Annotated in this window: 17 protein-coding genes, 1 other RNA gene and 2 pseudogenes; 10 read left to right on the forward strand and 10 right to left on the reverse strand. The window is 44.4% G+C overall.

The genetic code is table 11. The features are described 5' to 3' along the window. The 4 genes from L2744_RS18100 to pspF all read right to left on the reverse strand — a co-directional run bounded on the left by L2744_RS18100 (window position 1) and on the right by pspF (window position 4,692). Window positions 1-891: an ABC transporter permease subunit gene (locus L2744_RS18100; RefSeq protein WP_248993215.1), complete on the reverse strand. Its 891-nt coding sequence runs from the start codon at window positions 889-891 to the stop codon at window positions 1-3. Continuing rightward, complete coding sequence (locus L2744_RS18105) at window positions 878-1,909, reverse strand: ABC transporter permease (protein WP_248993216.1); 1,032 nt, start codon at window positions 1,907-1,909, stop codon at window positions 878-880. Before L2744_RS18105 ends, L2744_RS18100 begins: the two co-directional genes overlap by 14 nt. Then, the gene (locus L2744_RS18110; RefSeq protein WP_248993217.1) at window positions 1,909-3,534 is read right to left on the reverse strand and encodes an ABC transporter substrate-binding protein; all 1,626 of its coding nucleotides are present in this window, start codon (window positions 3,532-3,534) and stop codon (window positions 1,909-1,911) included. Before L2744_RS18110 ends, L2744_RS18105 begins: the two co-directional genes overlap by 1 nt. Window positions 3,535-3,603: 69 nt before the next feature. Next, complete coding sequence (gene pspF / locus L2744_RS18115) at window positions 3,604-4,692, reverse strand: phage shock protein operon transcriptional activator (protein ID WP_248993218.1); 1,089 nt, start codon at window positions 4,690-4,692, stop codon at window positions 3,604-3,606. Window positions 4,693-4,869: 177 nt separating this feature from the next. Here pspF and pspA point away from each other — a divergent pair, with 177 nt between their 5' ends. The 8 genes from pspA (at window position 4,870) to ffs (ending at window position 11,308) form a co-directional block, all read left to right on the forward strand. Continuing rightward, on the forward strand, window positions 4,870-5,553 hold the full coding sequence (gene pspA / locus L2744_RS18120) for a phage shock protein PspA (RefSeq protein ID WP_248993219.1): 684 nt from the start codon (window positions 4,870-4,872) through the stop codon (window positions 5,551-5,553). Window positions 5,554-5,570: 17 nt separating this feature from the next. After that, a complete protein-coding gene (pspB, locus tag L2744_RS18125) occupies window positions 5,571-5,810 on the forward strand; it encodes an envelope stress response membrane protein PspB (RefSeq protein ID WP_014610296.1) in 240 nt (79 codons plus the stop codon). Further along, complete coding sequence (pspC, locus tag L2744_RS18130; RefSeq protein ID WP_248993220.1) at window positions 5,797-6,183, forward strand: envelope stress response membrane protein PspC; 387 nt, start codon at window positions 5,797-5,799, stop codon at window positions 6,181-6,183. Before pspB ends, pspC begins: the two co-directional genes overlap by 14 nt. 93 nt (window positions 6,184-6,276) lie before the next feature. Beyond that, entirely contained in the window at window positions 6,277-7,737 is a 1,461-nt protein-coding gene (locus tag L2744_RS18135; RefSeq protein WP_248993221.1) for a YcjX family GTP-binding protein, read from the forward strand. Continuing rightward, window positions 7,734-8,942: a TIGR01620 family protein gene (locus L2744_RS18140; RefSeq protein WP_248993222.1), complete on the forward strand. Its 1,209-nt coding sequence runs from the start codon at window positions 7,734-7,736 to the stop codon at window positions 8,940-8,942. Before L2744_RS18135 ends, L2744_RS18140 begins: the two co-directional genes overlap by 4 nt. A gap of 328 nt (window positions 8,943-9,270) precedes the next feature. Then, window positions 9,271-10,464, forward strand: coding sequence for a methionine gamma-lyase (gene megL / locus L2744_RS18145; protein ID WP_248993223.1), 1,194 nt, complete (start codon window positions 9,271-9,273; stop codon window positions 10,462-10,464). Window positions 10,465-10,584: 120 nt separating this feature from the next. Beyond that, complete coding sequence (locus L2744_RS18150; protein ID WP_248993224.1) at window positions 10,585-10,968, forward strand: ComEA family DNA-binding protein; 384 nt, start codon at window positions 10,585-10,587, stop codon at window positions 10,966-10,968. 242 nt (window positions 10,969-11,210) lie between these two features. Next, an RNA gene (gene ffs, locus L2744_RS18155) (signal recognition particle sRNA small type) lies at window positions 11,211-11,308 on the forward strand. A gap of 91 nt (window positions 11,309-11,399) precedes the next feature. Here ffs and L2744_RS18160 read toward each other — a convergent pair. The 6 genes and pseudogenes from L2744_RS18160 to dinG all read right to left on the reverse strand — a co-directional run bounded on the left by L2744_RS18160 (window position 11,400) and on the right by dinG (window position 16,386). Continuing rightward, window positions 11,400-11,714 (reverse strand): late competence development ComFB family protein, encoded by a 315-nt coding sequence (locus L2744_RS18160; RefSeq protein ID WP_248993225.1) that lies wholly within the window; start codon window positions 11,712-11,714, stop codon window positions 11,400-11,402. Window positions 11,715-11,735: 21 nt separating this feature from the next. Next, a pseudogene (locus L2744_RS18165) lies at window positions 11,736-12,160 on the reverse strand (hypothetical protein). Between the two features lie 6 nt (window positions 12,161-12,166). Then, on the reverse strand, window positions 12,167-12,862 hold the full coding sequence (locus L2744_RS18170; protein ID WP_248993226.1) for a DUF2057 domain-containing protein: 696 nt from the start codon (window positions 12,860-12,862) through the stop codon (window positions 12,167-12,169). 9 nt (window positions 12,863-12,871) lie between these two features. Further along, a complete protein-coding gene (locus tag L2744_RS18175; RefSeq protein ID WP_376711956.1) occupies window positions 12,872-13,540 on the reverse strand; it encodes a primosomal replication protein in 669 nt (222 codons plus the stop codon). After that, window positions 13,531-14,304 carry a sulfite exporter TauE/SafE family protein gene (locus tag L2744_RS18180; RefSeq protein WP_248993228.1) on the reverse strand — a complete coding sequence of 258 codons (774 nt, stop codon included), beginning with the start codon at window positions 14,302-14,304 and terminating at the stop codon, window positions 13,531-13,533. The genes L2744_RS18175 and L2744_RS18180 overlap by 10 nt, the downstream gene beginning before the upstream one ends. A 9-nt stretch (window positions 14,305-14,313) precedes the next feature. Next, window positions 14,314-16,386: an ATP-dependent DNA helicase DinG gene (dinG, locus tag L2744_RS18185; RefSeq protein ID WP_248993229.1), complete on the reverse strand. Its 2,073-nt coding sequence runs from the start codon at window positions 16,384-16,386 to the stop codon at window positions 14,314-14,316. Window positions 16,387-16,491: 105 nt separating this feature from the next. On the opposite strand from dinG, the gene L2744_RS18190 reads away from it, so the two are divergent. Both L2744_RS18190 and L2744_RS18195 read left to right on the forward strand, forming a co-directional pair. Continuing rightward, window positions 16,492-18,900, forward strand: coding sequence for a DNA polymerase II (locus tag L2744_RS18190; protein WP_248993230.1), 2,409 nt, complete (start codon window positions 16,492-16,494; stop codon window positions 18,898-18,900). Window positions 18,901-19,120: 220 nt separating this feature from the next. Beyond that, window positions 19,121-20,179, forward strand: a pseudogene (locus L2744_RS18195) (porin); the annotation flags it as partial. Between the last annotated feature and the right edge of the window lie 108 nt (window positions 20,180-20,287).

The following is a 20,287-nucleotide window of genomic DNA, read 5'->3' on the forward strand; positions in this document are numbered from 1 at the left end:
TTAGTTTCTGATGGGCGCAAGCGCCGACCGTAGGCCATCGCCAACCAAGTTAATGGCTAGCACACTAAAAAGAATTGCTAACCCTGGAATAGTCACTGTCCAAGGGGCGGTCAATAAATTATCTACGCCCTGTGCCACCATAGCGCCCCATTCTGGGCTTGGTGCCTGTGCGCCTAAACTCAAAAAACCGAGGGCTGCGATATCTAAAATTGCAGCAGAAATGGCTAAGGTAGTTTGAATTATCACTACCTCCCATACGTTTGGCATAATGACATACCAAAAAATTTGTATAGAGTTAGCACCATCTAAACGCGCCGCGGTAACGTATTCTTTTTGCAATTCTTCATGTACGGATTGATGAATGGAACGCACAAATTGAGGGGTGAGCGCGATACCCACGGCCCAAAAGACGTTATCAAGCCCAGGCCCCATCACGGCAACGACTAAAATCGCCATTAATAGTGAAGGGATCGACAACAGCGCATCGAGCAAGTGAGCGAGAATACTGGATTTTATGCCGCGCATCATACCGGATAATGAGCCGATAATAAAACCCGTGAATAGTGCTGTTGCTACGATCAAAAGGGCCATACCAAAGGTTAAATGGGCTCCATGGAGTAAGCGGCTAAAGATATCGCGTCCGAGATCGTCCGTCCCTAAAAAATGTGCAACAGTGCCGGAGGGATCCCATGAAGGCGGTAACAATAATGCTCTCGGATCCTGAGTTTCAGGAGCGAATGGCGCAATCATAGGTCCAAAAATGGTGAGTAACAGTAAGAATCCAATCGTCCACAAGCCTGCGAGGGCAAAGGGATTCGCCGAAAAATTTTGCCATACCCGCATCATAGGGGAGGCGATTTGATCTTCCTGATAAATTTTAACTGGTGGCATAAAGTTCTTTTCTGCTCAGTGGATTGAAGACGGTATGCAGCACTTCAATCAAGATACTTAAAAAGATGATCAACAGGGCCACGGCCAGAATACCACCTTGAATAACAGTATAATCCCGTTGATAAATTCCTGACACTAACCATGAGCCTACGCCCGGCCAAGAGAAAATCATTTCGACTACAATCGCATAACTGGCAAAAGAGCCAAGCATCAAACCTAAGTGTTTAAGCACAGGGATCAGCGCATTAGGTAATGCGTGGCGTAGAATGATGGTGCCAGTATGCATGCCCCTGGCCTCAGCAGCACGGATAAAGGTTTGATTCATCACGTTCACCATCGCCGAGCGCGTACTGCGAACGACAACGGTAAAGGGTAATACCGCAAGCGTAGTCGCGGGCAAAATAATATGCAGTAATGCGTCTTTAAAGGCTGACATGCCGTATTCAGATTCTGACAGTAACGTATCAATTAGCATAAAACCTGTGATGGGTTTTATTTCATATAGCAAATTGAGTTGTCCTGAAATCGGTAACCATCCGAGATCGACCCCAAACCAGAGGGATAAATAGAGACCTAACCAAAAAACGGGCACAGAGTAGCCTGTTAAGGTGATTGCCATAATCGTATTTTGGGTAAGTTTATGTTGACTCTGAGACGCCAATACACCTAATGGCACACCTAAGCCAATGGCGATAATGGCCGCCATCACGGCGAGCTCAAATGACGCGGGTAGTACAGCACTTAATTCTTCAGCGACACTCTGATGTGAGGTGACAGATACCCCTAAATTACCGCTCAGCCTTTGTTCTAGATAGGCGATAAATTGCCAAGCTTGATTGTCGTTTAGTTGATAGTCTTGCTCAATTTTAATAGCTTGAATCGTTGTAGGTGCATGGATCCCTGTTAGCGCAAAACTTCGCTCAACGGGAAATAATCCGGTTGCACAAAAGAGCACTCCAATCATTACAAAGGAAGTTGCCAGAAAAAGATTGAGGCGCCGAAGCAGATATCGAAACATCAATTAGTCTCCGGCGGGGTTTGACTGGTATGGGCAAAGGAGATCCCACCAAAGGGGGTTAGTTGCATACCTGTAATATCGTGACGAGTTAACGCGACACGTTTCGTATGGGCCAAACTTAACATAGGTATCTGATCGGCTAAAAAGGCTTCAGCTTGCTGATAAATTACTTTGCGCTCAGCTTGAGTTGATACATCCTTTGCTCTTGCTAAGATGGCATCAAATTCAGGGTTACACCAGCGGGAGCGATTGTTGTTCGACAGCATCGCCGAGCAGCTCAGTAAGGGGGTGAAAAAGTTATCTGGATCGCTGTTGTCGGCATTCCATCCTATTAATACCGAATCATATTCATCACGGCTGAGTCGTTGGCTAAACACGCTCCAGTCGTAACTGATAATGTTTACCTTAACCCCCACATTGGCTAAATCTGACTGAATTAACTCTGCAGTTTTAAGCGTATTAGGGTTATAAGCGCGCGCGACTGGCATTGCCCAGATATCAAGGCTGAGATTTTTTATGCCCGCCTCTTTCAATAAATCTCGCGCTTTTTGCGGATTGTAATCAATAAGTCCCTTATTACTATCGTAGGCCCAAGATGCCGGAGGCAATACACCTATGGCTTCAACGGCAGTATTTTGATAAACCGCTCGCAGAATATTTTGTTTATCGACGGCATGGGCTAGGGCGCTACGTACTCGCACATCATCCAATGGTGGCTTTTGAGTATTAAAGGCCCAAAACGCCACGTTAAGCCCTGGTTGAGATTCAATATTTAACTCTTTATGCTGCCTAATAATAGGTAGCTCACCCGCCTTGGGTAGGGCCGATACACTGCAATCACCTGCGATAAGCTTCGCTAGGCGCACAGTGCTTTTAGGGGTTATATCAAATACCAGCATATCGACCTTCGCGGGTTCCCCCCAAAAATCAGGGTGGCGACGATAACGGATATATTCATTTTTAACGTACTTAACTAGCGTGAAAGGTCCTGTACCAATGGCGTAATGATCGACATTTTGTGGGTGGCCTAGGGCAAGTTGTTGCTGGGCATACTCATCGGACAAAATCACGGCAAAGTCGGTGGCAAGATTAGATAAAAAGGAAGCGTCTTTACGGGCTAAATGAAATACGATTTCGTGGTCATTAACTTTTTCTATCTGCTTTACTTGTTCTGAAAACCCAATACTTTGAAAGAAGGGATAGCCAGTGCGGGATACCCAATGATAGGGATGTTGAGTATTAATGATCCGGTTGAAGGAAAATAACACATCATCGGCATTAAAGGCGCGAGTGGGGGTAAAACGCGATGAATGTTGAAATTGGACATCTTCCCTTAGGGTAAAACGATAACTTAAGCCATCCTCAGACATAGACCAACTGGTCGCCAAGGCCGGAACAAGATTGCCTGACTGAGTATCATAATCCACTAAGCGGCTGTAGATTTGATGGGATGTGGCGTCGATAGTCGTGCCCGAAGTCACCAACTGCGGATTAAAAGACTCAGGGTTCCCTTCGGAGCAATAAACCAAACCGGAAGGAAGCTGTTGGGGCCCACACGCAACCAACAACCAACTCATGCACGAAACTGCCGTTGTCAGGTACAGGCGTCTAATTAGCACACTCATTTATAAATCATTATTTTATCGACTATGAACGGCTATTTTAGCAGTGCATCTCCCCCATGGGCAATCTGCTTATGCTTTATCGAGTAAATTGTACTTTTTAAGGATGCCACGCAGCTGGTGGTAGCTTAATCCTAGAATTTCGGCAGTCTTTTTTTGGTTATATTGGCTGTTTGATAGTGCCTGCTGAATAAGATCCATTTCGTACTTCTCGGTTTGTTCTTTAAAATCCAACGGAAAACTAAAGTTATTCAGAAAAGGCTCTGTGCTTCCCGCTAAGTCTGATTCAACAGAAGTATTGGGTTGAGGCGTATTTGGAACTGCTGCAACCTGAGGTGTCACCTGGCGCTCACGGGTTTTGACTCGGGTTTTAGGTCGATAGGGCGAAGCAAAGGGATCGAGGGTAATATGATCAATTGGACGATTTTCACCACCATTGCGATACACGCTACGTTCGACCACGTTCTTGAGTTCGCGGATATTACCTGGCCAGTCGTGGGTCATTAACTGCTCGACCGCATGGGCGCTAAAACCGCTGAATAGTTGCAGTTTTAACTGCCTTGCCATCCCGACTGCAAAATATTCCGCTAGCGTCATAATATCTTCTGGGCGACAGCGCAGCGGTGGTAGGGTGATCACATCGAAGGCAAGTCTATCGAGTAAATCGGCGCGAAACTCGCCTGCATCAGCTAACGCGGGTAAATCTTCGTTGGCAGCGCAGATTAACCGCACATCGGCCTGCACTGTTTTACTGCCACCGACTCGTTCAAACTCACCGTATTCTATCACCCGCAGTAGCTTTTCTTGGATAAGTCCTGAAGTGTTGGCTAATTCGTCGAGGAATAAAGTGCCACCATCGGCACGCTCGAAGCGGCCTTCGTGTTTGCCTTTTGCGCCAGTAAATGCACCTGATTCATGACCGAATAATTCACTCTCGAGTAAATTTTCACTCAAAGATGAACAGTTTAATTTAATAAAACTTTGATCCCAGCGCTTAGACAGATAATGTAAGCGTTCGGCAATAAGTTCTTTACCAGTACCCCGTTCACCAATGATCAGTACGGGTTTAGACAGCGGTGCTATTTGCGACACATGTTCTAATACTTCGAGTAGGGCATTGGATTGACCGATAAGATTGTCTTGTTGAAATTTATTATCCACGATATTTTTTAGTCTTTCGCGCTAAATTTTGGTGAAAATCATAATAAGTGGCTTGGAAGATAAAATAAAGTAAAAGTTAAAAAATTGTTTATCCGCATGTATTTAAACAATAAATAAAAGTTGGCACAGTTAGTGTATTACCCTAGACGAGACCAACATCAATTTGAGGATAGGATTATGGGAATTTTCTCTCGTTTCGCCGATATCATTAACTCCAATATCAGCGCATTGCTGGATAAAGCTGAAGACCCTGAAAAAATGGTTCGTCTGATTATCCAAGAAATGGAAGACACACTCGTTGAAGTGCGTTCAACCTCAGCCAAAGTATTAGCTGAGAAGAAAGAGCTGCAACGTCGTATCAACCGCGTGTTAGAACAAGTGCAAGATTGGCAAGATAAAGCCGAACTCGCATTGTCAAAAGACCGCGAAGATTTAGCCAAAGCCGCTTTAGTTGAAAAACAGAAAGCGACAGGTTTAGTCGATATTCTGAATCAAGAGCTTGCTGTTATTGATGAGCATATCGCACGCTTAAAGGATGAAGTGGGCTTGCTGCAAGAAAAGTTATTGGATGCTAAAGCGCGCCAAAAAACCATTATTTTACGCACACAAACAGCTTCATCACGTTTAGAAGTGAAAAAGCAGTTAGATTCGAGCAAAATCGATAGCGCTATGCTCAAGTTTGAGCAATATGAGCGCCGCGTGGAAGGGTTAGAAGCACAAGTTGAATCCTACGATCTTGGCAGCAAAAAAACCTTAGCCGATGAGTTTGCCGCACTTGAAGCCGAAGATTCTGTGAATGCAGAGCTGGCTGCGCTGAAAGCCAAGGTAAAAGGCAAAGCACCAACTAAGTCAAAAGAATAACAATTCAGAGGTGAGTTATGGATATGGACATACTGATGGCTCCGATTATTATTTTCATGGTGATAGTCGCGCCAATATGGTTAGTTCTTCATTATCGCAGTAAGCGACAAGTGAGCCAGGGACTCACTGAGGAAGAGTTTTCACAACTCAATGATTTAATAGTTAAAGCCGATAAAATGGCTGCACGTATCGAGACCTTAGAGGCTATTCTGGATACAGAATCGCCCGAATGGAGGGGAAAACATGAGAGGATCTAAAGGTCGTACTTTGTACCGCATTCCCCAGTCAGGCAAAATAGCGGGTGTGTGTGCAGGGATTGCTGAGTACTTTGCGATTGAAACTTGGTTGGTACGGGTGCTCACGGTTTCTATCTTTTTGCTTGGTGGTTCGGGTGTCGTGTTTATCATCTATGTGGCTTTGTGGGTGATTTTAGACATCAAACCACAGAATCATTACGATAGGGATGATATCGAGGTGAAGAAGAAGCCGTGGCAATCGGGTGAACCCGCAAAGCAAGCATTGAGCGACGTGAGTCGTCAATTTCGAAGCCTTGAAGTTAGATTGCAAAACTTAGAACGTCACGTCACCTCTGACAACTTTGATTTGAAAAGACAAATCAATAGTTTGTAACCCCTCTAAAGGGCGGCCATGTCCGCCCTTATTGTTTAATCTCTTTGTCGTTCCAGTGTATAGTTAACATCATTCGACATAATGGAAGTCTGTATGGGAATGCTTGATGCCTCGCTCCATAAATTAACTCAAAAGGGCCAATCCCTATTACATCGCACTGCGGACAGGCATTTACGTTTGGCCGTGACTGGGCTTTCTGGTGCGGGAAAAACGGCGTTTATCACAGGATTAGTTAATCAGTTACTCAATTCTGGACCTGTGGCTAATTTATCCCATGCCCGCAACGGCAGTGCTTTGCCACTTTGGCAGGTGAGCCGCGATCAGCGTTTGCTCGGGGTTAAGCGTACCATGCAGCCCGACCTTGAAATTGCCAGTTTTGATTATCAAGGCGCCATGTTAGCGCTCACTTCCGATCCTGCGGCTTGGCCAGCCTCCACTCGCACTATTTCTGAGTTACGGCTGGCGATTAAATACAAACCACAAAAGGGTTTACTGGCTAAGTTTTCCGATACCGCCACCTTGTACTTAGACATAGTCGATTATCCCGGTGAATGGTTACTCGATTTACCTATGCTGCGCCAAGACTTTGTCGAGTGGTGCCGTGCCCAGCAAGTTCGTATTGAGAATCTTAAAAGTTCACCCTTGTATGCCCAGTTTGAGCAATCCTTAACTACGTTGGATCTAGCTGCCAGCGCCGATGAGCAACAATTGAAACTGATTGCCGATCAATATCAGTTATTACTCAATGATTTAGTACATGTGCAAGGTTATTACCAAGCCCAACCCGGGCGGATGTTATTGCCGGGCGAATGGCAGGGCGCACCTTTATTGGCTTTTTTCCCCCTGTTATTTGTCAATGATGAAAAGTTCACCGCGCTTTCGCAAAGCGATAAACACAGTGGCTTCCACGTACTGGAAAAACGCTATCAAGAATACGTCGCTAAAGTGGTTAAGCCTTTCTATAAAAACCATTTTGCCGGTTTTGACAGGCAGTTAGTACTCGTTGACTGTTTTAGTGCTTTGAATCGCGGTAAAAAGCAATTTGAGGATATGGGCGCGGCGCTCAATGCCATTATGGAAAGTTTTCAGTTTGGGCAGTCTAGCTATTTACGACGGTTATTTGCACCAAGAATTGACCGTTTATTGTTTGCTGCGAGCAAGGTTGATCATGTGACTCGTGATCAACAGAGCCATGTGTTGTCCCTGTTGACCGATATGTTGAAACACAGTCAACACTTTGCCAGTTTCGATGGCTGTAAAGTGGAAACTATGGCGATTAGCGCCATCAAGGCCACACGCCACGGCATGGTAACAACTCAAGACGGTGAGGTTGAAGTCGTGCAGGGCACTGGACTCAACGGTAAAGCCCTGACTTTGTTTCCAGGTGAAGTGCCCACTCGCTTACCTGAAGCTGATTTTTGGCGTAATCAAGGGTTTAATTTTGTCGGGTTTGCACCGCCGAGCAATGTCAATGTCGACCCATCTCAAGTACATTTTGACCATATTCGTCTCGATCATCTGCTGCAGTACTTACTGGGAGATAAGTTGGAATGACGTTAAAGCTATCTGATAATCCAAATGAGCAGGCCTCCAATTTATCTTCAAACTCATTTGAACATAAATCGTTGAAAAAGCAGCAGCTGTTTGACTCACAAGTGGTGGAACTTAAACTCAGCAAAGAGGAACTCAAAGGCGCGAAAGCTTTTGATTCCCATACGCCAGTGCAAGAAGTGGCTGCCGATATTGAGGAATTGATGGATGAGACGCTTTTAGCCCATCCTAAAATGATTGATGCTAAATCAGTCTCACCTCAATTAGTTAAATCACGCCGTTGGTCTTGGCTCGCTCGTCTAGCGGCCGTGAGTTTATTGCTGCTCGTGGTAGTTCAAACAGGATTAGGACTGAGGGATGCATGGCTTGAAAGCCCTTGGTTGTTTAGTTTTTATGGCGTTGTTCTTGGTGTTGTCAGTGCCTGGGCATTGGCCGGTGCCCTCAGTGAGTACCGTAAGCTTAAGCGACTCAAACAGGTCGCCGATACCCAAGAAACGGGCGCAAGGCTGGCGCAAAGCATGCAAATGGGCGAAGCCAACAGTTTTATCGATAATATTGTTTGCCACTATGAAGACAGCCAAGGTTTGCAGCAACTTCGTCGCTCATTAAAAGATGAACATAATGATGCCGAGAAAGTATTGTTATTCGAGGACTTAGTTATGACTGAGCGGGATGAGCTGGCGAAAAAAGTCGTGCGAAGATATGCGGCAGAGTCGGCAGTTTTATTAGCCGCCAGCCCTTTAGCCGTGCTCGATATGGCGATTATCCTATGGCGTAATCAACGCATGCTGCGTGATGTGGCCCGCTGTTATGGCATTGAGTTGGGTTACTGGAGCCGGATTAAACTTATCCGCAGCATTATTATTAATATCATCTACGCGGGCACCACTGAGTTAGTTACAGATCTAGGAACGCAGCTGTTATCGGTTGAAATGACGGGTAAATTGTCTGCCCGTTTGGCTCAAGGGCTAGGCGGCGGCATGTTAACTGCACGCCTTGGATATCAAGCTATGGCGCTGTGTCGGCCAATTGTGTTTAGGGAGGAACAAAGACCTAAATTGTCTAAAGTGCATCAGGAGTTGTTGATTGAGCTGAAGCAGTTTTCAGGCAAGCTATTCACTAAGGAAGGCCGTGATGCACTAAAAGGTCAATTAGCTGATGTTGATGATAAGGTATCTAGGTCGTCTAAAGATAAGTCTAAAGAGTAGATGCTATTGAATATCATATGATTAAACAATTCAAATAGCCGAGAGTAGATGCGCTAATGGACTTGTTCCTTAGCGCATTTTTTATGCTTCTTGCAGATAAAGAGAATGACTAAGTGCGATGTAAAAGTGCTATGTAACAAGTTTATTACACTTTGGGCGCTGCTATTTTCGTCATGCTACTGGTTTAAGTGCTTGGCCGCGTTATGGTAGGGCTTATTCGATAGGGCTAATGTTTCATTAACTTATCCATAATGCGAGCATTGAGCGCTCCAAACCAACAATCAATCAAGAACGGGATCGACTCAATGCCAATTACAAGGAGCTAGGTATGCAAGATGAATCAGACAAGATGTGGAAAGCGGCAACACAGGTTATTCATGGCGGGCACGAGCGAGAGGCCTTTGGTGCCTTAGTGACACCGCTTTATCAAAGTGCGACTTTTGTGTTTGAGTCGGCAAAGCAAGGTGGTGAGCGATTCGCGGGTAATGAGCCAGGTTATATTTACACGCGCTTAGGTAATCCGACAACCGCCGAGCTTGAACGTAAAATGGCGATTCTAGAAGGCGCTGAGGCCGCCGCCGCGACGGCTTCCGGTATGGGCGCCGTGTCAGCTGCATTACTGGCAAACTTGCAAATGGGCGATCATCTTGTGGCATCTAATGCCGTTTATGGTTGTACATTTGCCTTAATGACAACTCAGTTTGCCCGCTTTGGTATTGAAGTGTCTTTAGTGGACTTTTCATCTGCTGAAGCAATTGAAGCGGCGATTAGATCAAATACTAAGGTCATTTTCTGTGAAACTCCAGTAAACCCTCATTTGCAGGTATTTGATTTAGCAGCAATCGCGAACATTGCCAAACGCCATCAACTGGTCAGTATTGTCGACAATACTTTTATGACGCCTTTACTGCAAAGACCACTCGATTTCGGTATAGATATGGTGATCCACAGCGCCACTAAGTATTTGAATGGTCATGGCGATGTGATTGCGGGAATAGTCTGTGGTAGTGAAGAGCAGCTTCATAAAGTGAAGTATGAAATCTTAAAAGATATTGGCGCTGTAATATCGCCACACGATGCTTGGCTGATCTTACGCGGTCTTAAAACCTTAGATGTACGTTTGCAGCGCCATTGCGATAGTGCCGAGCGTGTTGCTGAGTTTTTGACCGAGCACCCCAAAATTACCCAAGTGTACTATCCAGGGCTTAGATCTCACCAAGGGCATAAATTTATTGGTCAGCAGATGAAACGTGCTGGTGGCGTTATTGCTTTTGAACTAGCGGCAAATTTAGAGCAGGCGATGGCCTTTGTTGGTTATCTTAAGTTGTTTTCAATTGCTGTGAGTTTAGGGGACGCCGAATCCCTTATCCAACATCCCGCTTCGATGACGCATTCGCCTTATACGCCAGAGGCGAGGATAACAGCGGGGATTGGTGATAATTTACTACGTATCTCTATCGGCTTAGAGGATTGTGACGATATCATTGCCGACTTATGTCAAGCTTTGAATCGGCTAGCTTAACCTGACTAACTTGGAATATTTATGCTTTCAGTTTGGTATTTCATAAAACTTTAGTCTATTTTTGATTTGAGGCCACGGAAGTAGGACGAAAGGCCGAATATCATGGAAAGAGGGCAAAATATGAAGATGACAAATGGTTTATCCACGATTCTCAGCACCAGTGTTAAATCAATTCAGATAAAGTCGATGTTAGGGGTTACATTAGCGGCTTTACTGGCATATCCGGTCATTGCTGCAGAACCACCCAGTAAAGCCGAAGCTAAAATGCAGACTCAGGCAAAAGCAGATGCGAAGACGGCCGTGCCAGATGTACTGGCAGTGAATATCAACACAGCTTCTGTTGAGCAGTTGCAAGAGCTTAAGGGTATTGGTGTCGCCAAGGCGCAGGCCATCGTAGACTACCGCACACAAAATGGTAAGTTTAATGCGATTGATGATTTAGCCAATGTGTCAGGCATTGGTGCAAAGCTGATTGAACAGAATCGACATTTAATCAAACTATGATCCCTTCGTTACCGACAATAGGTTCTAGTGTGAGTTAAAACGATTGAAAAGCCTGCCATGCAGGCTTTTATTATTTTAAGACTAATATTTGCCTATAGATTGTCCAGTTAAGCAGGATATTTTGCAAACAGGTGGATTAGCGCTTGATCCCTCAGGTGCCATAGGGGATAATCCACGCCGTTCAAGTAATACCTTAGTTGTTTAACCTAAATCTAAAAGTATTACTCGAAGCTATGGTGACCCTAGGGTCCCCCCGCAATGATAACTTGTGAACTCGGCCAGGCCCGGAAGGGAGCAACCGCAGCAAGCGACTCGTGTGCCGGGGTGTCGGCTCTAGGGGAACCTCCAATCCCATGTTTACACATATCATTTATACCCAGTTAATTAACTTCTAGATAGTCATTCAAAATATAGTCATCCAAGCATCATTATTAATTTATGTTATTGTTTTCGGCTAAGTTAAGAGCTGCGTTCTCTTCCTGTAATCTTTTTTGTAGATTTTGTTTGAGGAATGCTCGGGATTTTTCGAGTGCAGCTTGGATCTCCCGTTTTAGTTCCTGTAATTCGTTATAGTCTTCAAAAAAGTAGGTATCGACGAGATGGCGTATATAACGCACTGGCAGTTGATTTAGGGTTACGCAGCAGAGATCGGCTAAATAGTCCTCTGGTAGTTCATCCATAAGTCCTTCATCTGATAACATTTCCATTAAGAGAACTTCGTAATAGTTACGGATTTCGAGTTGCATCGCTGTGCTCCATGGTGGTTTCTATTGAGTCTGCTGCCACAAATGGTTTGCGGCAATAAAAAGCTGACTGTGTCTTTGGCTTAATTGTAGTGCGTCTCTGCTGTAACCGCCGCCTATCACGGCTGCAATTGGAATATTCGCCGATTTTGCCATTGGTAGTTTGATCAAATCCCGCTGAAATAGCCCTAACTGGCTGATATTAAGATGGCCTAGGTCGTCATCTTGATGGATATCACCCCCCTTGCATCATAGAGAATTAAATCTTTTTGATGCACTTTCATGGCATCCAGCGCTGTCATTGGTATTGGGCTATGGAATTTGGTTGGTTTTGCGAGCTTATTATTGAGCAAATGTTGATAGAGGTGAGCGTATTTTGTGGTTGGTAATCTAGGGTGAGCAGGAAGCGCCAGCTTAGAATAGCTGGCGTGATAACCCAGTGGAACCATAAAAGATTACAGCTGCGAAATCGCCCAGCTCATAAATTCTTTACGTGTTTTTTCATCAGCTTGTAACCACCAGTATTGCAGCATCTGTTGTGGGTTTGCACCCGTAACCTTTGATGCATCAGCGGCTGGCGTTAATGAGGTTGCATTAATGGCCGCTTGAGTTGATGTGGGTGGTGTCGGCGCAACTACAACTGCGGCCATGCCAGCGGCTCCCGTTGCTTGAACTGCGGAACTCGATATATCAACGGCTTGGTTTCCACTAAATAGTCGATTAACAAAGCCTTCTTCTTCAATATTGGTGTTAGTCACCTGGTAATTGACCAGTCCTTTATCGCTGCGCGTTAATACGACCTGTGGATTTTTGGCAAAAACTTTAGGTTTCTTAACTATTTCTCCTTCAGCGGCTTGAAGCTGGTATTGGTGATCGCCATCGACTTCTAAGGTCACAATAAAAGGCGATGATTTAACAAAGCTTTGACTATCACTGAACTGATCTTCAACCATTTCATGGTAGCGAATAGCAATTTTGTGGGTGCCAGGTGCCAGTTCTAAGCTGCTTTTGTGATTGAATAGGCTGGATTCGACTTTTTTACCATCGAGGGCAAGGTATTCGAAGGACATTGGGATATTGAGATCTGCTGCAAAGGCAGAGGTAGAACCGAGTAACACTAGCAGGCTGCTGATTGGCAAAAGTGATTTCATTGTTGCTCCTTAACGATTATTGCTTTGATACGGACGTTCGAATGCTTGAATGCGATCTTCTATATAACTGATAGCTTGCCTGCATTTTCCCAAACGACGATGCATTAAAAGGATGTCATTTTGCAAACTGATTTTGTCAGCACTATGACAGTTTTCAAGTTTTGATTCCATTTCTTCAATTTTTTGTTCAAATTTTTTAGCCCAATTCAAATGCTTGTTAAGTTCACCATAGATTTCGTGGCTATTTTGTAACACATTGCTCGCAATCCAACCAAAGCCACTTTCTTGATGTGACTGAGCTTGGCGTTTCGCAAAACGCGCCCTGCTGCTCGCACGCTGTTGGTTTTTCGATTTTAAATCAATCGACGTGGTCAGCAATGCGCGTTTTACCGCGGTAAATCTATCTTGGATACGCTCACAGCATAAAGAGATGGTGTGTGGTGCAAGTTTGAGCTTAATTTGTTTTTCTAATTGGCTGATACTGTTACGGATTTGCTCTATGCAGGGCATCAATTGGGCGCCATGTTGAATAAACAACGATTGATTAAAGCGTTCGGTGTCCTGTAACAGTTTTCGTTGCTGCGGCGCGAGGTGATTATCGTGTTGCAGCACTTCCTGTTCGAGAGCTTTTAGCTGATTTTTCAAAATACTGAGTAGTTGTTGGGTATTCAAAACCATGCACTCCAAGCCAGATTGGCGGCAATTGATAGCACGATTAAAATAAACAAAGGACGAATAAAAGGCATGCCAAATTTAATCGCGCACTGTGCGCCGATAAATGAGCCTAACATCATACATAGCCCCATCCATAGTCCTATTTGCCACTGTACTTGACCAAGCCAGCCAAAGATGGCCAGTGCGGTGAGGTTACTGGTAAAGGTCATTGCACGGGCAAGGCCGCAGCTGTGAAGTAGGGGCAATTTATAGAGTGAACCTGAACTCACTGTCCAAAATGCGCCAATCCCTGGGCCTGCAAAACCATCGTAAGCACCTAAAATCAGACCTTGTAAGCCTTGTTTTTGTGCTGGTGGCGACTGGGCTGGCACTTGACAATCGGCATCTGAAATTGCGTTTGGGCTGAGTAAACTATAAATGGCTATCCCAATGATGAGTAACGGCAATACTTTTTCTAACCACCGAGTATCAATTAAGTAAACGAACACGCTCCCTAACACTGCACCAATAAAGGTAGCGATAAAGGCCATGTACCAAAATGAAGGTTTAAAAAGATGCTGGCGGTAATAAGTCCATGCGGCCATTGATGACCCAAAGCTGGCCGCAAGTTTATTGGTGCCTAAAGCCGTATGTGGTGCTATCCCTAGGGTTAATAGTGCTGGGATCGAAAGCAAGCCGCCACCACCTACGATAGCATCGATAAAACCTGCGATAAGACCAATAACGGCCAGTAGAGCCCAGTTGCTAGGCTCGAGTAACAACTCCAAATTTTGATCCTATTCTATGACACGTCTAAAGGGAGGTAAGGCATCTAGCAGCGATTTACCATAACGCTTAGTGACTAAACGCCTATCTAAAATCGTTACCCGACCGTAATCCTGCTCTTTGCGCAGTAATCTACCACAACTTTGGATCAACTTGCGCGAGGCGTCGGGAATTGTTAGCTGTAAAAACGGGTTACCACCTTTAACTTTGACATATTCTGCATGGGCTTGCTCTACAGGAGAGGTGGGTACGGCGAAGGGTAACTTAGTTACGATGAGGTTAGTGAGATAATCTCCCGGCAAGTCTAATCCTTCTGAGAAACTGCCCGTGCCGAATAAAATACTGGGTTCACCTCTATCGCATTTCGCCTTATGGTTTTCGAGTAATTGCTGCCTAGGTGCATTGCCTTGGATAAGCAGTTCCGTTTTAAGCTTACCTTCGAGCAGTTCGACTACTTTTTCCATTTGCCAGTAAGAGGCAAACAGCACTAAGGTTGCCATCTCACCTTCAATTAACTCGATAATTTGCTCGGCAAGCTCCGCGGTATAGGCATCGTCCGTTGGCTCCGTTTTCATTTTGGGTAAATACAGCGTGGCATTGTTGGGATAGTCGAAGGGAGATTGCAGTGCTAAATAGCGGCTACCATCGTTGAGTGATAATCCGACTTGATGAACAAAGTGATCAAAGTTATTAAGTGCACGCAAGGTTGCACTACACAACACCACTCCAGCGGCTTTTTGCCAGAGCATAGACTCAAGCATAAAGCCAACTTCAATCGGAGATGCACTAAAGAGATAATCCACTTGTTTACCTGTGATGAGCTCAATCCAACGTGCCATTGGAGCGCCTTTGTGTTTATCTTCTTTAGCCATCATGCGCCATAATTTTTGCAAATTTTCGAGGCGCTGTAGCATAAAGCCCATTTCAGCTTGCAGTGCTTCGGATTGATGCTTAGGAATATCATCATCCTTGATGGCTTCTGTCAGCAATAATTGCATTTTGTTAAATTGCTTTAAGGCAAGATTAGCCGTGGTAGCAAGATTTTCAGCTGGGATCCGTAATGCCTCTGGTAATACTCCATGCTCGAAGCGATAGCGGTTTTCAGGGTTCGCAAATTGTTTGGTTTGGGTATCGCAATAATGAGCGACTTGATTCAGCTGGCCAATAAGATCGCCAATATGGTCCTGCATGGCCTGCGCAGGTGCGATGATATGATTGCTTTTGATTTGATTCTGTAACTTGGCACTGGTTTTTCCCACTTTTTCGAGCCAGTCGGCAGCACCCCTTAGGGTAGCTTGTGCACTGGAAAAATCCCGCGCCACAATCGGCAAATGGTGCGCCTCATCGATAACATAAAAGATATCTTCAGGATCAGGTAGTATCACACCGCCCCCGAGTTCTAAATCTGCAAACAGTAAGCTGTGGTTAGCGATTAATACGTCCCAAGTATCGACGTCTTCGCGAGCCTTGTGGAAGGGGCAATTTCGGTGGCTGGCAACTTGACGGTGGCAACTGTGTTTATCACTGGCGATTTGTTGCCAGAGATAGTCGGGGAGTGGGGTGGTTAAGGTATCCAGTTCACCATTCCAGCGCCCTTCGGTAAAGTCTTTCAATAATTCTTGCAGCATGGCAATTTGGCTATTATCGGGCTTGGTTTGCCACATGGCCATTTGGGTGCTGTTATCATCACCAATCAGCATCGCTAGTTTTGAAAGACAGACATAACGTTGCCGACCCTTTACTAAACCAAACCGAAAATTCAAACCGGATTGCGCAAGAAAAAAAGGTAAGTCTTTGTGCAGTAGTTGTTCTTGCAACGCTACGGTGGCGGTGGCAATACACACTTTTTTCTTGCTCGATAAGGCAAGTGGGATAGTGCCTAAAATGTAAGACAACGATTTACCAATCCCTGTACCTGCTTCAACCACAATAATACGTCTATCTTTGTCGTATTCTCCGGCGAGGGTTTTAGAGATTTCGGCAACCATAAAGTTTTGTTCGCGGCGCGGCCTAAAATTAGGTAACGCAGTGGCGATATCCTTATAGATGGCGCGGATCTGTGTTTTTACATTGTCAGGTAACATGCGTCACTACTTTATCGAATTAATGCTGTACATAATAACAGTGATTGCATAGCCTAAGAAACATTTCTGCCTTTAAATGGCATTTTAAATTGAGAACCCATGCTAATGAAGCCTGAGACTAATGCACCCGTGAGTGTACAAGGTCGAGTCTTAACGCGCCATGCAAGCCAGCGTAATGGCAATTTAGTGTTGCAATATTATTTGGCAACCGAGCAAGGCCCTGTATTGGTGGAAGTGCAAGATGCTGAGTATATTTGCTTTTGTCATCAAACAGATGTAGCGGCATTGCAATTACAAACGCCAGGTCAAGTACTGCGTTTTGTCCCCTTAGCGCTTAAAAGTTTCAAAGGTGGAGCCATAAGTGGCATTTATGCGCAATCGAGTAGCGCATTACGCACTTTGCAGCGGATCGCTAAAGATGCCGATATCCCATTATTTGAAGCGGATATTCGCCCCGAACAACGTTTCTTAATCGAGCGTTTTGTGGCTCTTGATGTTGCCTTTCTTGGGCATTATCTGCAGCAGGGTGATGATCATTCGTCGGGTGTCAGTTTGCTTCCCATATTTATTGCAGAGCGCGCAAAGAGTATTGCTCTGCAGACATCAATTAGTTTAAGCACTATTTCTCTGGATTTTGAGTGCAGCTTCGAGGGGGTAATCTATTCAGTTGCCCTGTACGGCAAGGACTCGAAGGATGATATTTATGAAAAAGTGATTATGGTCGGAAAACCGGAAGCTAATGCCGCCCATTATATCGAATGGGTTATGGATGAAGCATCCCTGATCTGCCGCTTAATTGCTTGGTTCCACGAATATGATCCGGATTTTATCATCGGTTGGTCGGTGGTGAGTTTTGATCTCGCGCTATTGTTTCGCCGTGCATTATTACATCGAATTCCCCTCACGATTGGGCGAGGAGGGACTTTGCTTGAATGGAAGGTGGACAATAAATTCCGCCCAGAAACCTTGAGTTTACCAGGGCGGGTAGTACTTGATGGTATAGATTGGTTAAAAGCGGCATTTTATCATTTTGAGCGATTCTCACTTGAGTTTGTTTCCCGTGAACTCTTAGGTGAAGGCAAGGCTATTCATAATGTTGACAATCGAGTCGATGAAATTGATGCGCTTTTTGCGAAAAATAAGCAGGCATTGGCACACTATAATCTTACCGACAGTCGATTAGTTTGGGATATTTTTAACCATACTCAGCTATGGGATTTTGCTCTTGCTAGGGCTGAGCTCACAGGTTTACAGCTTGGACGTGTAGGTGCATCTGTAGCAGCATTTAATCATTTGTACTTACCGCATTTACATCGAGCTGGCTATGTCGCTCCCGATGCACCCGCTAGTGACGGAATAGAGAGTCCTGGTGGTTATGTGATGGACTCTATCCCTGGGCTGTATCAGCATATTTTGGTGTTCGATTTTAAAAGTCTTTATCCGTCAATTATTCGAACATTTCTTATCGATCCTAAAGGGTTGATTCAAGGCTTACAGTTACCTGAGTCAGAATGTGTACAAGGTTTTCTGGGTGGCCGTTTTAGTCGGCAGCAGCCTATTTTGCCTATGCTTATCCAGCGTCTTTCTGAACAGCGAGAAAAAGCTAAGCGTGAACATAATTTGCCATTATCCCAAGCCATTAAAATTATTATGAATTCACTTTATGGTGTGCTTGGTTCCCAAGGTTGTGTCTTTCACGATGCAAAATTAGCGAGTTCCATCACTATGCGTGGCCATCAAATTATGAAGCAGACCCGAGCTTGGATAGAAGAAATGGGTTATCAAGTGATTTACGGTGATACAGATTCCACCTTTGTTTGGTTGGGGCCAGAACCCGACTTATCTGATATTAGTCTGCTTGGTCAAACCCTCGCCGCTCACATCAACGCTAAGTGGCAAGCTAAAATTCAAGATGAATATCAAGTTGACAGCTTTCTAGAGCTGCAGTTTGAACGTCATTACGAACAATTTTTTATGCCAACACTACGTGGTTCAGTGGAGGGGAGTAAAAAACGCTATGTTGGTGCTTGGCGTAATTCCGAAAATGCACTTGAAATTACCTTCAAAGGTATGGAACAAGTTCGTAGTGATTGGAGTCCCTTAGCGCGTTCCGTGCAGCAAGCACTCTACGAGCGGATGTTTAATCAACGGGACATCAGTGGCTATATTACGACTGTGATTGAAGATATCTTAGCGGGTAAAAGGGATGACGAGTTAGTGTTTCGTAAACGTATGCGTCGCAATATTGAAGAGTACACGGCTAAATCATCCCCGCACGTTAAAGTCGCGCGGCAACTATGTGACCTAACAGGAATGACTACCTTTGGCAAGAGAGGTGCGCAAATTGATTATGTGATTACTGTGAACGGACCGGAATCTGTGCAATACAGAACATCTATAATTGACTACCAATACTATATAGATAAGCAAATTAGGCCTATTGCAGAGCCTGTCTTTTCAATAATGAAACTAAACTACATGGATATTGCATCTAAACAGTTGGTGTTAATATAGTGTTTTTGTTGTTTTAATTCTGTTGCTATCACTGGCTGTTGGGGCGTTTTAACCTGTTTTATAGAGGTTAACTGTTATCTTTTTGTGGTGTTAGTCGACATTTTCTTTAGGTTTCGCTTTGAGAGGTTATTGAAAGTTTGCTACCCTCAAAGGGAAATTGTAAGGAAATATAACGACGGAATGACGTTGATAAAACATAAACGAAAAGGTTAAGCACCAAATGAACAAAACGTTAGTAGCGACTGCGTTGGCAGCAATATTCTTAGCGCCATCTGTTTCGGCAATTGAGATCTATAAAGATAATAAAAATGCCGTAGAAATTGGCGGATTTATTGATGTACGCGTAATCAACACTCAAGGAGAAACTGAGGTTGTTAATGGTGCTTCTCGAATTAATTTCGGCTTTAGCCGTGAGTTGACCAACGGCTGGGATGCGTTTGCCAAATTAGAGTGGGGTGTTAACCCTGTTGGTAGCAGCGATATTGTCTATAATAACCGTTTTGAATCTGTTCAAGATGAGTTTTTTTATAACCGCTTAGGCTATGTCGGTCTATCCCATGAACAATACGGTACGCTCACTATTGGTAAACAATGGGGCGCTTGGTATGACGTGGTATACAACACAAACTATGGTTTCGTATGGGATGGTAATACCGCGGGTGTTTACACATTCAATAAGGACGATGGTGCAGTAAACGGCGTGGGGCGAGGTGATAAGGTTGTCCAATACCGTAATGCTTTTGGTGATCTAAGCTTTGCAGTTCAAGCCCAGTTGAAAAACAGCAGTTTTTTCACTTGTGATATAGAAAATATTACAGAAGAAGAGTGTGAAGCTCGCTGGAATGAAGGCGGTGCTGATGCTCAGCAAGTGACTCATGACTATACCTATGGCGGAGCATTGACCTATAAAGTGACAGATATGCTGAGCTTGACTGCAGGTGTTAACCGCGGTGAGTTTGATATCGACTATGGGGATGGTGATCAAAAAACTGCGGTTGACCTTATCTATGGCGCCGGTGTGACATGGGGTAACTTCGATAATAACGGTTTTTATATAGCGGCTAACGTTAACAAGCAAGAAAACCATGATACAGACAATATAGGTCGTTTGATCAACGACGCATATGGCGCTGAAACGTTAGTTTCCTATAAGTTTGATAATGGCCTACGTCCATTTATTTCTTACAACGTTTTAGATGCTGGTAAAGATTACGTCATTCAACCAAACTTTAATGCAGATCCTAATGATGTATTCAAGCGTCAGTTTGTGGTTGTTGGGTAGTGTTCAAATTTCTGTGTCATTTCTTTAAGCTATACCAAAAAGAGATGATTTATGACCACACCTACTTTTGATATCAATGCTGCCATTCAAGCACTACGTGATGGT

The organism is Shewanella profunda, assembly GCF_023283765.1.
In the GTDB taxonomy this organism is placed as follows: domain Bacteria; phylum Pseudomonadota; class Gammaproteobacteria; order Enterobacterales; family Shewanellaceae; genus Shewanella; species Shewanella profunda.

Excerpts from the sequence above, each read along its gene's own strand:
- L2744_RS18100 (WP_248993215.1), bottom strand. The coding sequence starts at position 891 with ATGCCACCAGTTAAAATTTATCAGGAAGATCAAATCGCCTCCCCTATG.
- L2744_RS18105 (WP_248993216.1), bottom strand. The coding sequence starts at position 1,909 with ATGTTTCGATATCTGCTTCGGCGCCTCAATCTTTTTCTGGCAACTTCC.
- L2744_RS18110 (WP_248993217.1), bottom strand. The coding sequence starts at position 3,534 with ATGAGTGTGCTAATTAGACGCCTGTACCTGACAACGGCAGTTTCGTGC.
- pspA (WP_248993219.1), top strand. The coding sequence starts at position 4,870 with ATGGGAATTTTCTCTCGTTTCGCCGATATCATTAACTCCAATATCAGC.
- pspB (WP_014610296.1), top strand. The coding sequence starts at position 5,571 with ATGGATATGGACATACTGATGGCTCCGATTATTATTTTCATGGTGATA.
- pspC (WP_248993220.1), top strand. The coding sequence starts at position 5,797 with ATGAGAGGATCTAAAGGTCGTACTTTGTACCGCATTCCCCAGTCAGGC.
- L2744_RS18135 (WP_248993221.1), top strand. The coding sequence starts at position 6,277 with ATGGGAATGCTTGATGCCTCGCTCCATAAATTAACTCAAAAGGGCCAA.
- L2744_RS18140 (WP_248993222.1), top strand. The coding sequence starts at position 7,734 with ATGACGTTAAAGCTATCTGATAATCCAAATGAGCAGGCCTCCAATTTA.
- megL (WP_248993223.1), top strand. The coding sequence starts at position 9,271 with ATGCAAGATGAATCAGACAAGATGTGGAAAGCGGCAACACAGGTTATT.
- L2744_RS18150 (WP_248993224.1), top strand. The coding sequence starts at position 10,585 with ATGAAGATGACAAATGGTTTATCCACGATTCTCAGCACCAGTGTTAAA.
- L2744_RS18160 (WP_248993225.1), bottom strand. The coding sequence starts at position 11,714 with ATGCAACTCGAAATCCGTAACTATTACGAAGTTCTCTTAATGGAAATG.
- L2744_RS18170 (WP_248993226.1), bottom strand. The coding sequence starts at position 12,862 with ATGAAATCACTTTTGCCAATCAGCAGCCTGCTAGTGTTACTCGGTTCT.
- L2744_RS18175 (WP_376711956.1), bottom strand. The coding sequence starts at position 13,540 with ATGGTTTTGAATACCCAACAACTACTCAGTATTTTGAAAAATCAGCTA.
- dinG (WP_248993229.1), bottom strand. The coding sequence starts at position 16,386 with ATGTTACCTGACAATGTAAAAACACAGATCCGCGCCATCTATAAGGAT.
- L2744_RS18190 (WP_248993230.1), top strand. The coding sequence starts at position 16,492 with ATGAAGCCTGAGACTAATGCACCCGTGAGTGTACAAGGTCGAGTCTTA.